Source organism: Cellulomonas sp. PhB150 (assembly GCF_003755175.1).
Classification (GTDB): Bacteria; Actinomycetota; Actinomycetes; order Actinomycetales; family Cellulomonadaceae; genus Cellulomonas.
In genome coordinates this window covers 1,549,760-1,563,109 of the sequence record NZ_RKHX01000001.1, presented here as the reverse complement: position 1 = coordinate 1,563,109, position 13,350 = coordinate 1,549,760, and the positions used below count along the sequence as shown (strand labels likewise).

The window sequence follows — 13,350 nt, the reverse complement described above, 5'->3', positions numbered from 1 at the left end:
CCTACGAGCCGGTTCCCACATCGGGCGCCATCGGCGCAGGGGCCTGTGGACGGCCGGGGTCAGACGCCGAGCAGCGCGCGCACGTCGTCGGCGCCGAGCCGCGAGTCGGACAGCTCGCCGCCGCCCATCACCGAGTCGAACAGCGCGGCCTTCTCAGCCTTGAGCGCCATCACCTTCTCCTCGATCGTGCCCTTGGCGACGAGCCGGTAGACCATGACGGTCCGCGTCTGGCCGATGCGATGGGCTCGGTCGACGGCCTGCGCCTCGACCGCCGGGTTCCACCACGGGTCGAGCACGACGACGTAGTCCGCCTCGGTCAGCGTCAGGCCGAAGCCGCCGGCCTTGAGGCTGATGAGGAACACGGGCGCGGACCCGGACCGGAACGACTCGATCACCGCGGGCCGCCCGCGCGTGCTCCCGTCGAGGTAGGCGAAGGACGTCCCGCTCGCGTCCAGCCGCGACCGCACCCGGTCGAGCACCCCGGTGAACTGGGAGAACACGAGCACCCTGTGCCCGTCCGCGACGATCTCGGACAGCATCGCCTCCAGCACGTCGAGCTTCGACGCGGGCACCCCGGAGTGCGCGTCGTCGACCAGCGACGGGTCGAGCGCGAGCCGCCGCAGGAGGGTGAGGGAGCGGAAGATCTCGAACCGGTTCCCGTCGAAGTCGGCGAGCAGCCCGAGCACCTTCTGCCGCTCGCGCTGCAGCTGACGGTCGTAGACCGAGCGGTGCCGCGGTGCGAGCTCGACGTCGACGACGGTCTCGACCCGCGGCGGCAGCTCGGAGGCCACCGCCTCCTTGGTCCGACGCAGCACCACGGGGCGGATGAGCCGACGCAGCTGGGCGAGCCGCTCGGCATCGCCCTGGCGCTCGATCGGCTGCCGGAAGTGCTCGACGAAGCGCCGCTGGGAGGGGAACAGCCCGGGCGCGACGATGCCCAGCAGCGCCCATAGCTCCATGACCGTGTTCTCCAGCGGGGTCCCGGTCACGGCGAACTTCACCGGTGCCCGCAGGGTCCGGGCGCAGGCGTAGGCCCGTGAGTCGTGGTTCTTGACCATCTGCGCCTCGTCGAGCACGAGGGCGGACCACTCGAGCGCGTCGTACTCGTCGTGCTCGAGCCGGAACAGCGCGTAGGACGTCACGACGACGTCCGCGCCGGCGACCGCCTCGGCCAGCGGGTGCCGCCGCCGCGCGGCCGTGCGGTCGACGGTGACCACCCGCAGGTCGGGCAGGAAGGTCGCGGCTTCTCCGGCCCACGCGCCGACGACGGACGTGGGGGCGACGACGAGCAGCGGCGGCCGGCCCGAGGCCCGCAGGTGCGCGGCCAGCGACAGGACCTGCAGCGTCTTCCCGAGCCCCATGTCGTCGGCGAGGATCCCCCCGAGTCCCGCGTCGGCCAGCCTGGCCAGCCACGCGAAGCCGGACTGCTGGTAGGGCCGCAGCTCGGCGCGGACGGTGGCCGGCACGGGCGTGTCGGCCAGCGGCTCCTCCAGCGCGCGCACCTGCGCGACCGCCTCCTGCCACTGCGCGGCCTGCGCGACGACGATGCCGAGGTCCTCGAGCTCTGCCCACATGCCTGCCTGCAACCGGCCGACCCGCACGGAGTCCGAGTGCGTGTCCTCCAGCGCGCGCGACTCCTCGACCAGTGCTCGCAGCCGCGCGAGCGCCGGGGTGTCCACCTGCAGCCACAGCCCGTCCGGCAGCAGGACGCGCGTCTCGCCGAGCGCGAAGGCGCGCAGCAGCGCGGGCACCGGGACCTCGACTCCGTTGACGGCCACCCGGACCGTGAGGTCGAACCAGTCGCGGTCCTTGGACTCGGTCATGATCTCGACCGCGGCCTCGCCGGACGCCTGACGGTAGGCGGGCACGGCCTCGTCGACGACCACCTCGAGCCCGCGCACGCCGCGCAGCGCGGGCACGACCTGCTCGACGAGCTCGACGGCCTGCCAGGCGACGAGGCGCGCGTCGACCAGCGAGCCCGAGCCGTCGAGCAGCGGCCCCGCGAGGGCCAGCACGTCGGCGGTGATCGCTGCCTCGGCGGCCGGGTCGCGCCAGTCCGTCGTCGACTCGTGGACGCCGAACCGGTGGGCGACGCTCCCGTCGTGCTCGCGGTACTCCCACGCCCAGGACGCGACGACGACGTGCCCCGGCTCGGCGCCGATCCGCAGCCGGAGCGTCGGCGTGGGCAGCTCGGGCGGTGCGACCGACCCGTCCGACGAGCCGACGCGTGCGTGCGCCGCGAGCCGGGGGTAGTAGGTCCGCAGGAAGCGGGGGGTCTCCGCGGCCGGCACCCGCAGCTGCCCGACGTCGCGCAGCAGCGCGGTGGCGGCGTCGGACGCGGGCGGGGCGAACGGCGCCAGGACCAGGTGCGCGGGCCGTGGGTCCTGGCCACGCAGGGCGCGACCCGGCCGGCGCTCGACGGCGGCGTCGTCCCACCAGCACACGCCCGAGGCCGTGTCCCGCCCGATCAGCAGCATGCGGTCGGCGTCCAGGTCCAGGTCGCCGACCCGGACGTGCACGCCCATGTCGAGCGCGCCGTCGTCGGCGGCGCGCAGGTCCACCTCGATCCCCGCCGGCTCGGGGGACAGGGTGACCGGGACGTCCGAGGTGAGCTCGACGCCCGCATCGACGAGGCCCAGGAGCGCGGGCCAGAGTCCGGGCCCGCCCTGGTCGAGCCAGATCGACGTCGGCGCGGAGGCCCACGGCACGTCGTCGTGCGCCGCCCGGTAGACGGACGCGAGCGCCGCGGCGTGCGACGCGTCGATGCCGTAGTGGTGGCGCCGGTTGACCACGTCCCACGAGATCCCCGACTTCACCCAGCGCCCGGCCGCCGACCGTGCGACGGGCCGGGCCCGGAGGCGGAACCGGTCGTCACGGTCGGTCGTCAGCTCGACGAGCAGCGCCAGCGCGGAGCCGCGCGCCCGCGAGCGCACCGAGCCGCCGGAGTCGAGCGCGCGGTCCAGCGAGCTCTGCCACGCGGGCACGGCGAGGGCTCCGGCCGCAGGGGATCGCTCGGGCGCGAGCAGCACCGCGGCCGCGTGCTTGCACATCACGCGGACCGGGCACGTGCACGACGAGCGCACGAGCGAGAGCTCCGTGCCGTGCCGGGCCAGCTCGACGACCGTCGTGTACGGGAAGGGCGACGACCCCTGCACCTGGCCGATCAGGACGAGCTCGCGCGCGTTCCACACGGTCTTGAGCACGTCCCCGCGCTCGGCGTACCGCCGGCCCCGCTCGAACGCCACGTCGCCGACGGCGGCGCGGATCTCGGGATCGGCGACGAGCACGCGGGCCTCCTTCGCGACGGGACGGGCCCCCAGGGTAGGTGGGTGCGCCGACACGACGGTCCGCCCGACGAGGGCGGCGTGACCCGCATAGGCTGACCACCATGGGTACCGCTCTCGTCACCGGCGCCAGCGCCGGCCTCGGCCTCGAGTTCGCCTGGCAGCTGGCCACAGCCAAGCACGACCTCGTCCTCGTCGCGCGCGACGAGGAGCGCCTCACGCGCCTCGCCTCGCAGCTCGAGGCAGCGGCCGGCATCCGGGCCGAGGTCCTCGTCGCCGACCTGTCCGACCGGGTCGACGTCGAGCGCGTCGCGATCCGCCTCCGGGACGACGAGCGACCCGTCGGTCTGCTCGTCAACAACGCCGGGCTCGGCCTCAACCAGACGTTCGTCGGCGGTGACGTCTCCCGCGAGGAGGCCGCCCTCGACGTGATGGTCCGGGCCGTCCTCGTCCTGTCCCACGCCGCTGCCGAGGCCATGACCGCGCGCGGCCGCGGCGCGATCCTCAACGTCGCCTCGGTCGCCGCACTGCTCGCGTCGGGCACGTACTCCGCCCACAAGGCGTGGGTCCGCAGCTTCACCGAGGGCCTGGCGGTCGAGCTCAAGGACACCGGCGTCACCGCCACGGCCCTGTGCCCCGGCTTCGTGCACACCGAGTTCCACGAGCGCGGCGACATCGACGTCAGCAGCTACCCCGCGATCGCGTGGCTGAACGCGGAGAGCGTCGTCGCGACCGCCCTCGCGGACGTCCGCCGGGGCGTGGTCATCTCGACGCCGAGCGCCCGCTACCGGACCATCTCGGCGCTCGCCCGCATCGCCCCCCGGTCCGCGGTCCGGGCCGTGGGCCGCTACCGCAAGGCGATCGAGCACCAGGACCGGTAGGCCCGCTACCCTGGCGCGCGTGACCGAGACGCTCTCCCCGACGCCCCGCGAGCAGCTGCTCGCCCTCATCCAGGACCTCGCCGTCGTGCACGGCAAGGTGACGCTCTCGTCGGGCCGCGAGGCCGACTACTACGTCGACCTGCGTCGCGCCACGCTCCACCACCGGGCCGCCCCGCTCATCGGCCACCTGCTGCTGGACCGCCTCGAGGAGGTCGGGCTCGGCACCGCGGAGATCGACGCCGTCGGCGGGCTGACCCTCGGCGCCGACCCCGTCGCGACCTCGCTGCTGCACGCCGCCGCGAGCCGCGGGCAGGACCTCGACGCGTTCGTCGTCCGCAAGGAGGCCAAGGCTCACGGCATGCAGCGCCGCATCGAAGGCCCGGACATCGCCGGCCGCAAGGTCGTCATCCTCGAGGACACGTCGACGACCGGGGGTTCGCCGATCGCCGCCCTCGAGGCCGCGCGCGAGGCGGGCGCCGAGGTGCTCGGCGTCGCCGTGATCGTCGACCGGAACACCGGTGCGCAGGAGAAGATCGAGGCGTACGGCGTGCCGTACCACTACCTCTTCAGCCTGACCGACCTCGGCCTGGCCTGAGGAGTCAGACCCGCTCGACCAGGTCGGCCACCGACGGCAGCACCTCGCTGGGCCGGAACGGGAAGCGCTCGACGTCCTCGAGCCGCGTCGAGCCCGTGAGGACCAGGAACGTGCGGAGCCCGGCCTCGATGCCCGCGACCACGTCGGTGTCCATGCGGTCGCCGACCATCGCGGTGGTCTCCGAGTGCGCGTCGATCCGGTTGAGCGCCGAGCGGATCATCATCGGGTTGGGCTTGCCGACGAAGTAGGGGTCGCGCCCGGTCGCTGCGCGGATCATCGCCGCGACCGCGCCCGTGGCGGGCAGGTCGCCGTCCGCGGAGGGGCCGGTGACGTCGGGGTTCGTCGCGATGAACCGCGCGCCGCCCTGGATCAGGCGGATGGCCTGGGTGATCGCCTCGAACGAGTACGTCCGCGTCTCGCCGAGGACGACGAAGTCGGGCTGCGCGGCGGTCAGCGTGTAGCCGGCCTCGTACAGCGCGGTCGTCAGGCCGGCCTCGCCGATCACGTACGCGGAGCCGTGCGGCATCTGGTCGACGAGGAACTGGGCGGTGGCCAGCGCCGAGGTCCAGATCGCGTCCTCGGGCAGGTCGATGCCGGACGCGGCGAGCCGCGCGCGCAGGTCCCGCGGCGTGAAGATCGAGTTGTTCGTGAGCACCAGGAACGGGCGCTCCTTGTCGCGCAGGGCGCGGACGAACTCGGCGGCGCCCGGCAGGGCCGTGCCCTCATGGACGAGCACGCCGTCCATGTCGGACAGCCAGGAGCGGATCTCGCGCGTCATGCGTCGAACGCCTTCCTCTCGACCTCGGCCCGCTCGTGGGGCTCGTCGTACCGCTCGTCGCGAGGCTGCTCGAGCGACTCGCCCGCCTTGGCCTTGCGCCGCGCGCGCAGCAGCTCGAGCCCGATCGGGATGACCGAGATCGCCACGACGACGACCAGCAGCAGCTCGATGTTGTTCTTGACGAACGTGATGTTGCCCAGCGCGTACCCGAGCCACGTCACGCCGACGGCCCAGAGCAGCGCGCCGAGCGCGTTGAAGCCCACGAAGTGGCGGTAGCGCATGCCGCCGACACCGGCCGCGACGGGCGCGTACGTCCGCACGATGGGCACGAAGCGCGCGACGACGATGGTCCGTCCGCCGTAGCGGTCGAAGTAGGCGTAGGTCTGGTCGACGTAGCGCTTCTTGAAGAACCGCGAGTCCGGCTTGTTGAAGACCTTGGGCCCGACCGTGCGCCCGATGAGGAACGCGCACTGGTCGCCCAGGAACGCCGCGGCGAAGAGGATCGCGCTGAGCCACCAGATGTTGAGGTCGAGCGTCCCCTGCGCGACGAGCGCGCCCGCGGTGAACAGCAGCGAGTCGCCGGGCAGGATCGGGAACAGCAGGCCCGACTCGATGAAGACGACGACGGCGATGCCCACGAGGGCCCACGTGCCGAACGAGCTGATGAGCTTGTCGGCGTCCAGGAAGTCGGGACCGAGGGCGTGCACGGAGCCTGCGGCGGCGAGCGTCGTCGAGAGCATGCGGCCAGCCTACGGGCCGGGATGTGTGCCGCCCTCGTGCGGGCTGTGTGCGGCTCGTGAGGCTTCGCCCGTACCGTCGTCGCTGTGAGCGCAGACGACGAGAGCGGCCGGCCCGACGAGGTGGGCGTCGGCCCCTGGCCCGGCGGCCCGGGGGAGTGGCCACGGAACGCGGACGGCTCGCCCGACGAGCGCTACGACCCCGAGCTCCTCGCGCACGGCGACCGCCGCAACGTCGTCGACCGGTACCGGTACTGGACCCTCGAGGCAGTGGTCGCCGACCTCGACACCCGCCGCCACCCGTTCCACGTCGCGATCGAGAACTGGCAGCACGACCTCAACATCGGCTCGGTGGTCCGCACCGCCAACGCGTTCCTCGCGGCGCAGGTGCACATCGTCGGCAACCGCCGCTGGAACCGCCGCGGCGCCATGGTGACGGACCGCTACCAGCACGTGCGCCACCACCCGACGGTCGCCGATCTCGTGGCGTGGGCCGACGCGGAGGGGCTGCCGGTGCTCGGCGTCGACAACCTGCCGGGCTCGGTTCCGCTCGAGGGCTACCCGCTGCCCCGCGCGTGCGTCCTCGTGTTCGGCCAGGAGTCGGTGGGCCTGTCCGACGAGGTCCGCGCGGCGGCCGCCGACGTGCTGCACATCGCCCAGTTCGGCTCGACCCGCTCGATCAACGCGGGCGCGGCGGCCGCGATCGCGATGCACGCGTGGGTCGCCCAGCACGCCGCCACCTGAGCGCGTCGAGGAGAGCTGCGTCACGCGTCCATGGGCAGGACGTCCCGGACGCGGTATCGCCCGGTAGTGGCAAACTCTGATCGATACCTCCCCCACTAGCCGCAGGAGATGTGAGCAGATGGCTATCGCCACCCCCGAGGTGTACGCAGAGATGATCGACCGGGCGAAGGCGGGCAAGTTCGCCTACCCGGCCGTGAACGTCACGTCCTCCCAGACGCTGACCGCCGCGCTGCAGGGCTTCGCCGAGGCCGAGTCCGACGGCATCATCCAGGTGTCCGTCGGCGGTGCCGAGTACGCAGCCGGCTCGACCGTCAAGGACCGCGTCGCCGGGTCGCTCGCGCTCGCGGCCTACGCCGCCGAGGTCGCCAAGGGCTACCCGATCACGGTCGCCCTGCACACGGACCACTGCGCCAAGCAGAACCTCGACTCCTGGGTGCGCCCGCTGCTCGCGCTCGAGATCGAGCAGGTCAAGGCCGGCAAGCTCCCCACGTTCCAGTCGCACATGTGGGACGGCTCGTCCGTGCCGCTCGACGAGAACCTGGTCATCGCCGAGGAGCTCCTCGAGCTGTCCGTCGCCGCGCGCACGATCCTCGAGATCGAGGTCGGCGTCGTCGGTGGCGAGGAGGACGGCCACACGGCCGAGATCAACGACAAGCTGTACACGACCGTCGAGGACGGCCTGGCCACGGTCAAGGCCCTCGGTGCCGGCGAGCGCGGCCGCTACCTGACGGCCCTCACGTTCGGCAACGTGCACGGCGTCTACAAGCCGGGTGCCGTCAAGCTGCGCCCGTCGATCCTCGCGGACATCCAGAAGGCCGTCGGCGACGCGATCGGCAAGGAGAACCCGTTCGACCTCGTGTTCCACGGTGGTTCGGGCTCGACCGAGGCCGAGATCGCCGAGGCGGTCGACAACGGCGTCATCAAGATGAACATCGACACGGACACGCAGTACGCGTTCAGCCGTCCCGTCGCGGACCACTTCTTCCGCAACTACGACGGCGTGCTCAAGGTCGACGGCGAGGTGGGCAACAAGAAGGCCTACGACCCGCGCGCCTGGGGCAAGCTCGCCGAGGCCGGGCTGGCACAGCGCCTGGTCGAGGCCGCGCAGCAGCTGCGTTCGGCCGGCCACAAGCTCTGACCCGCACGACGAAGCCCCCGGCGGCCCGCAAGGGCGACCGGGGGCTTCGTCGAGTGGTCGAGCGGTCAGTCCGTGGTCGTGTCGCCCACGGGCTGGAACTCGCGGTCGTCGTCGCCGTCGACGACGTCCAGCAGCTCGCCGATGCGGGTGACCTCGAGCAGGAAGCGGACCGTCGGCGGCACGCGCAGCAACCGGACGCGGTGCTGGGACCGGATGGAGAGCCGGGCGAGGAACGCCACGCCCGACGAGTCCATGAACGTCACGTGGTGCGCATCGACCTCGATCGGGAGCCCCAGGTGCTCGGCCTCGGCCGTCGCCTCCTGCAGCTCCGAGGCCAGGTCGGCGTCGACCTCGCCCGACAGGACGATGCGGGTGCTGTCGGTCCCGACGATCACGTGGACGGCTCCGGGCTCGCCTGCAGCGCCCGCCGCTCCCGCGGCGTCGGCGGGCTCGTCGGGGGTCGTGCTGTTACCGTCGCGCACGGTGCTCCTTCCGGTGAAGGCGTCGCCGTTGTGATCGACGTTTCGCCCGTTCAGCACGCTAGACGATCGGAGGTGGTGGTGGTCAACTCCCCTGAGAGTCGAACTGTCACCGAGATCGTTTCTGACGTGCCGGAACGCTCTGCTGTGGAACCAGTGGTGCTCGAACGTGCACTGCGGGACCTCGCCGTGCCCGTCGCACTGCTGGATGGTGCCGATCCTCATCTGCCCGTGGTGTGGGTCAACCGGGCGTTCGAGGTGAGCACAGGGTACGACGCGGCCGACGCCCGTCGGCACCAGCGTGACCCCGTGCCGCCCGGCGCGCGCCGCCCGGACGCGCTGCTCGCGGTCCGTGAGGCCGTCCGAGAGCGCCGGGAGGTCTCCCAGACCCTGTCGCTGCGGCGGGCCGACGGGTCCGTCTACACCTGCCTCGTGCACCTGTCCCCGCTCGTCGGCGCCGACGAGCGGATCACGCATTGGATCGCCGCGCTGCAGGACCTCACCGAGCAGCTCAGCCACGACGCCGCGCAGAGCGCGCTCGTCGCGGCCGAGCGTCGGGAGCGCCGCGCGCTCGGGATCGTCGCCCAGGTCTCCGACCTGCTCATGGACGTCGACGACCGGATGACGCCGCTGCACGAGATCGCGTCGCTGCTCACCGACACGATCGTCGGCTGGGCGCGGTTCTACGTGAACGACGGCGGGCTGCGGCCGGCCGACGGGATCGACTCCCACCACCCGCCGTCGGGCAAGGGGCGCCGGCACGGCGCGCCGGCGCGCGTCGCCGAGCAGGGCGGCGACCAGACGCCTGGCCCCGACTCGGTGCAGCTGCTGCTCGACGGCGTCAAGGAGCGCCCCGTCGATCTGCCGCTCGACGGGTGGTTCCCCCGCGGGAGCGCCTCGTCGTGGCTCGCGGCGCACGCGCACGCCCAGGGGCCGCACGAGCTGGTCGACGGTCCGTCGCGCGCCGCCGTGTTCCCGGTGTCCGGCCGACGACGGGTCCTCGGGCTGCTCGTCGTGCTGCCGCGCGCCGGCCGCGGGCTCGACGGTCTCGAGCAGTCGGCGCGGACCGTCCTCGAGCTCACCGCCCGGCGCGTCGGGCTGGTGATCGACAACGCGCGGCTCTACGACCGCGAGCACCGCCTGGCCGAGACGCTGCAGCGCGCGATGCTGCCCCAGCAGGCGGACGTCGACGGCCTCGACGTGTGGACCTACTACGCGCCGAACGCCGAGAACGTGCAGGTCGGCGGCGACTGGTACGACGTGCTGCAGATCTCGCCCGACGTGGTGGGCGTGGTGATCGGCGACGTCGTCGGGCACGACGTCGAGGCGGCGGCGGCGATGGGCCAGCTGCGCTCGGTCGTGCGGTCCTACGCCTACGACATCACGACCCCCGGCCCCGTGCTGGAGCGCGTCGACCAGCTGGTCGCGGGCATGCGGATCCCGCGCAGCGCGGGCCTCGTGCTCTCGACGCTGACCCGCTCGGCCGGGTCATGGCGCCTCGAGTACTCCCGCGCCGGCCACCTGCCGGTGCTGCACGTGCGCGACGGTGCGGTCGTCGCGCTCATGGAGGGCGGCGGCCCGCTCATCGGGTTCGGCGGCGAGGGGCGTTCCACCCAGTCGCTCGCGCTCGACCCCGGCGACGTGCTCGTCTACTACACCGACGGGCTCATCGAGCGGCGCGACCGCGGGCTGCGCGAGGGCATCGACGCGCTCACCGAGGTCGTCGGCGGGGTGACCGCGCGCGACTCCGCCGGCATCGGCGAGGAGATCCTGTCGCGGCTCGCCGACCACCCCGAGGACGACGTCGCCGTGGTCGTCGTGCGCGTCCCTGACCCGCGCGACCACCTCGAGCGCGGCCGGAGCCCGCGCCGGCGCCGCTGGTCATTGCCGAGCGAGCCCGCATCGATCGGGCGTGCGCGGCACGCCGTCGTGCGCACCTGCCACGCCTGGGACATGCCGAACGCTGCGAACGCCGAGCTGGTCGTCTCCGAGCTCGTGGCCAACGCGGTGCTGCACGGCTTCGGCCACGTGTCGCTGCAGCTGTACGACACGGGGGACGGGCTGCGCATCGAGGTCGAGGACGGCAACCCCGCCCCGCCGATCGCCACCGACGGGCACCCGGGCCGGGTCGGCGGGTTCGGGATCAAGATCGTCGAGCGCCTGGCCGACTGGGGCTGGCGCCCGTCGGCGCGCGGGAAGCTCGTCTGGGCGAAGGTCCGCCCCGGGGACCTGCCGCCCGCCGGTCGCTGACGCGGGTCAGACGCTGGGCGTCGGGTCCGTCTCGGTGTCGTCCGGCGCGGTGACCGGCTCGCAGTGGTGGTCCGGGTCGATGCGGAACAGGTCGAGCGCGCCGCACACCTCGATGACGAACAGGTCGCGCGGGTCCGCCCCGCGCAGCACGGTCGCGCCGCCTCGCTTGCGGCCTGCGTCGGCGAGCGAGATGAGGAACGCGGCGCCGGTCGAGTCCATGAAGTTGACCCGGCACATGTCGACGACGACGAGCTGGCGGCGCAGGCCCACGACGCGCGCGGCGATCTCGGGGAACTGGTCGCGCTCGGCGAGGTCGAGGTCGCCGGAGATGACGATGGTCGTCGTGGTGGACGAGGCGGAGATCTCGATCATCGGGCACCCAGATCGGTCGAGTGGTGGGGCGGGTCGACTGTAGGTTGCCGGACGCACCTGTGCATCCGGGCCGCGCTGCCCCCACCGCTGCGAGGGCCATTCTTGCCGCTCCCGGCACCGCGCGCAGGACGACCCGCGCAGGACGGATGCGCTGCGGTGCGAGACTGGCCGCATGAGCCACGAGAACCTGCTCGACGGACCCGCGCCCACCCTGCTCCCCGCCGAGGGGCCTGACGCCGAAGCGCGCGCCGCGCTGGCCTCCGGCTCGACGCTGCAGGAGGCGGCCGCGGCCGCTCCCGCCGCGTCGCTCGTCTGGGCCCTGCTCGCCGAGCACGCCCTGGCCGACGTCGGCGACCCGGTCGCGGCCTACGCCTACGCCCGCACGGGCTACCACCGCGGCCTCGACGCCCTGCGCCGTGCCGGCTGGCACGGCCGCGGCCCGATCCCCGCCGACCACCGTCCCAACGAAGGATTCCTGCGCGCGCTGCTCGCGCTGGCCGAGGCCGCCGAGGCGATCGGCGAGCAGGACGAGGCGGACCGCTGCGGGAAGTTCCTCGACGACTCGGGGACCTCGGCGGAGGCCGTCGCGGGGCTCCGCTGAGCGGTTCGGCTGTGGACGCCGCCATGACCGGCGCTTGACCATCGGGTAGCATCTCGGGGTACTGGGTCACTGCCGCCCGTGCCGAGGCTCCTCCGTGTCGAGCCGGACCGCCAGGCAGCAACAGGAGTGGTGATCAGATGCCCGCCGTCGTGGTGCTCGGCGTCCAGTGGGGCGACGAGGGCAAGGGCAAGGCGACCGACCAGCTCGGGTCGCGCATCGAGTACGTCGTGAAGTTCAACGGCGGCAACAACGCGGGCCACACGGTGGTCGTCGGCGGCGAGAAGTACGCGCTGCACCTGCTGCCGTCGGGCATCCTCTCGCCGGGCGTCGTCCCGGTGATCGGCAACGGCGTCGTCATCGACATCGAGGTGCTGTTCGAGGAGATCGACGCGCTCGAGGCGCGTGGCGTGGACACGTCCCGCCTGCTGGTCTCGTCGGCCGCGCACGTCATCGCGCCGTACAACCGCACGCTCGACAAGGTGACGGAGCGGTTCCTCGGCAAGCGCCGCATCGGCACCACGGGCCGCGGCATCGGGCCGGCGTACTCCGACAAGATCAACCGCGTCGGCATCCGCATCCAGGACCTGTTCGACGAGAAGATCCTCGCCGAGAAGATCGAGGGCGCGCTCGACCAGAAGAACCACCTGCTGGTCAAGGTCTACAACCGCCGCGCGATCACCGTCGACGAGACGCTCGAGGACCTGCTGCGGCACGCGGACCGGCTCAAGCCGTTCGTCGCCGACACCCCGCTCGTCCTGAACCGGGCGCTCGACGAGGGCAAGACCCTCGTGTTCGAGGCCGGCCAGGCCACGATGCTCGACGTCGACCACGGCACGTACCCGTTCGTCACGTCCTCGTCGGCCACGGCCGGCGGCGCGTGCACGGGCTCGGGCGTCGGGCCGACGAGGATCGACCGCGTGGTCGGCGTCGCGAAGGCGTACACGACGCGCGTCGGCGAGGGCCCGTTCCCCACCGAGCTGCTCGACGACGACGGCGAGTGGCTGCGCCAGACCGGTGGGGAGTTCGGCACGACCACGGGCCGCCCCCGCCGCACGGGCTGGTACGACTCGGTCGTCTCCCGGTACGCCTCGCGCGTCAACGGGCTCACGGACATCGTGCTGACCAAGCTCGACGTGCTCACGGGCCGCGACCGCATCCCGGTCTGCATCGCCTACGACGTCGACGGCCGGCGGTTCGACGAGATGCCGGACGACCAGAGCGACTTCCACCACTCGAAGCCGGTCTACGAGTACCTGGACGGTTGGACCGAGGACATCAGCGACGCGCGCGAGTTCGACGACCTGCCGGTCAACGCGCAGCGCTACCTGCTGCGGCTCGAGGAGATCTCCGGCACCCGGATCAGCGCCATCGGCGTCGGCCCGGGCCGCGAGGCGACGATCGTCCGCCACGACCTCCTGGGCTGAGCTCCCGAGCGGCGATCGCCAGTCGCCAGTCGCCAGTCGCCGGTCGCCATGCCGTCATCACGCCGAT

12 protein-coding genes are annotated in these 13,350 nt (G+C 73.0%); 7 read left to right on the top strand and 5 right to left on the bottom strand.

Annotated elements, in window-relative coordinates; translation table 11 throughout:
- Positions 1-59 precede the first annotated feature (59 nt).
- Positions 60-3,287 (bottom strand): DEAD/DEAH box helicase, encoded by a 3,228-nt coding sequence (locus tag EDF34_RS07195; protein ID WP_158615056.1) that lies wholly within the window; start codon positions 3,285-3,287, stop codon positions 60-62.
- Positions 3,288-3,388: 101 nt separating this feature from the next.
- Here EDF34_RS07195 and EDF34_RS07190 point away from each other — a divergent pair, with 101 nt between their 5' ends.
- Together EDF34_RS07190 and pyrE are read left to right on the top strand one after the other, a co-directional pair.
- The gene (locus tag EDF34_RS07190; RefSeq protein WP_123370537.1) at positions 3,389-4,165 is read left to right on the top strand and encodes an SDR family oxidoreductase; all 777 of its coding nucleotides are present in this window, start codon (positions 3,389-3,391) and stop codon (positions 4,163-4,165) included.
- 19 nt (positions 4,166-4,184) lie between these two features.
- Positions 4,185-4,760 carry an orotate phosphoribosyltransferase gene (pyrE, locus tag EDF34_RS07185; protein WP_123370536.1) on the top strand — a complete coding sequence of 192 codons (576 nt, stop codon included), beginning with the start codon at positions 4,185-4,187 and terminating at the stop codon, positions 4,758-4,760.
- Between the two features lie 4 nt (positions 4,761-4,764).
- Here the strand turns inward: pyrE and EDF34_RS07180 are convergent, their stop codons facing one another.
- Together EDF34_RS07180 and EDF34_RS07175 are read right to left on the bottom strand one after the other, a co-directional pair.
- Positions 4,765-5,538 (bottom strand): HAD-IIA family hydrolase, encoded by a 774-nt coding sequence (locus EDF34_RS07180; protein ID WP_123370535.1) that lies wholly within the window; start codon positions 5,536-5,538, stop codon positions 4,765-4,767.
- Entirely contained in the window at positions 5,535-6,278 is a 744-nt protein-coding gene (locus EDF34_RS07175) for a VTT domain-containing protein (RefSeq protein ID WP_123370534.1), read from the bottom strand. The genes EDF34_RS07180 and EDF34_RS07175 overlap by 4 nt, the downstream gene beginning before the upstream one ends.
- A gap of 84 nt (positions 6,279-6,362) precedes the next feature.
- On the opposite strand from EDF34_RS07175, the gene EDF34_RS07170 reads away from it, so the two are divergent.
- Positions 6,363-7,019, top strand: coding sequence for a TrmH family RNA methyltransferase (locus tag EDF34_RS07170; RefSeq protein WP_123370533.1), 657 nt, complete (start codon positions 6,363-6,365; stop codon positions 7,017-7,019).
- A 118-nt stretch (positions 7,020-7,137) separates the two neighbouring features.
- Positions 7,138-8,157 carry a class II fructose-bisphosphate aldolase gene (gene fbaA, locus EDF34_RS07165; protein WP_118766209.1) on the top strand — a complete coding sequence of 340 codons (1,020 nt, stop codon included), beginning with the start codon at positions 7,138-7,140 and terminating at the stop codon, positions 8,155-8,157.
- Between the two features lie 65 nt (positions 8,158-8,222).
- On the opposite strand, the gene EDF34_RS07160 is transcribed toward fbaA, so the two are convergent.
- Positions 8,223-8,639: an STAS domain-containing protein gene (locus EDF34_RS07160; RefSeq protein WP_123370748.1), complete on the bottom strand. Its 417-nt coding sequence runs from the start codon at positions 8,637-8,639 to the stop codon at positions 8,223-8,225.
- Positions 8,640-8,795: 156 nt separating this feature from the next.
- Here EDF34_RS07160 and EDF34_RS07155 point away from each other — a divergent pair, with 156 nt between their 5' ends.
- Positions 8,796-10,886 carry a SpoIIE family protein phosphatase gene (locus tag EDF34_RS07155; RefSeq protein WP_233575221.1) on the top strand — a complete coding sequence of 697 codons (2,091 nt, stop codon included), beginning with the start codon at positions 8,796-8,798 and terminating at the stop codon, positions 10,884-10,886.
- A gap of 6 nt (positions 10,887-10,892) precedes the next feature.
- Here the strand turns inward: EDF34_RS07155 and EDF34_RS07145 are convergent, their stop codons facing one another.
- Positions 10,893-11,258, bottom strand: coding sequence for an STAS domain-containing protein (locus EDF34_RS07145; protein ID WP_123370532.1), 366 nt, complete (start codon positions 11,256-11,258; stop codon positions 10,893-10,895).
- Between the two features lie 172 nt (positions 11,259-11,430).
- Between EDF34_RS07145 and EDF34_RS07140 the strand changes: the two genes are divergently transcribed.
- Positions 11,431-11,859, top strand: coding sequence for a DUF3151 domain-containing protein (locus EDF34_RS07140; RefSeq protein ID WP_123370531.1), 429 nt, complete (start codon positions 11,431-11,433; stop codon positions 11,857-11,859).
- 137 nt (positions 11,860-11,996) lie between these two features.
- Positions 11,997-13,283, top strand: coding sequence for an adenylosuccinate synthase (locus EDF34_RS07135; protein ID WP_123370530.1), 1,287 nt, complete (start codon positions 11,997-11,999; stop codon positions 13,281-13,283).
- Positions 13,284-13,350 lie beyond the last annotated feature (67 nt).

Coding starts and splice junctions, on each gene's coding strand:
- EDF34_RS07140 (WP_123370531.1), top strand. CDS start 11,431: ATGAGCCACGAGAACCTGCTCGACGGACCCGCGCCCACCCTGCTCCCC.
- EDF34_RS07135 (WP_123370530.1), top strand. CDS start 11,997: ATGCCCGCCGTCGTGGTGCTCGGCGTCCAGTGGGGCGACGAGGGCAAG.
- EDF34_RS07190 (WP_123370537.1), top strand. CDS start 3,389: ATGGGTACCGCTCTCGTCACCGGCGCCAGCGCCGGCCTCGGCCTCGAG.
- EDF34_RS07180 (WP_123370535.1), bottom strand. CDS start 5,538: ATGACGCGCGAGATCCGCTCCTGGCTGTCCGACATGGACGGCGTGCTC.
- fbaA (WP_118766209.1), top strand. CDS start 7,138: ATGGCTATCGCCACCCCCGAGGTGTACGCAGAGATGATCGACCGGGCG.
- EDF34_RS07175 (WP_123370534.1), bottom strand. CDS start 6,278: ATGCTCTCGACGACGCTCGCCGCCGCAGGCTCCGTGCACGCCCTCGGT.
- EDF34_RS07145 (WP_123370532.1), bottom strand. CDS start 11,258: ATGATCGAGATCTCCGCCTCGTCCACCACGACGACCATCGTCATCTCC.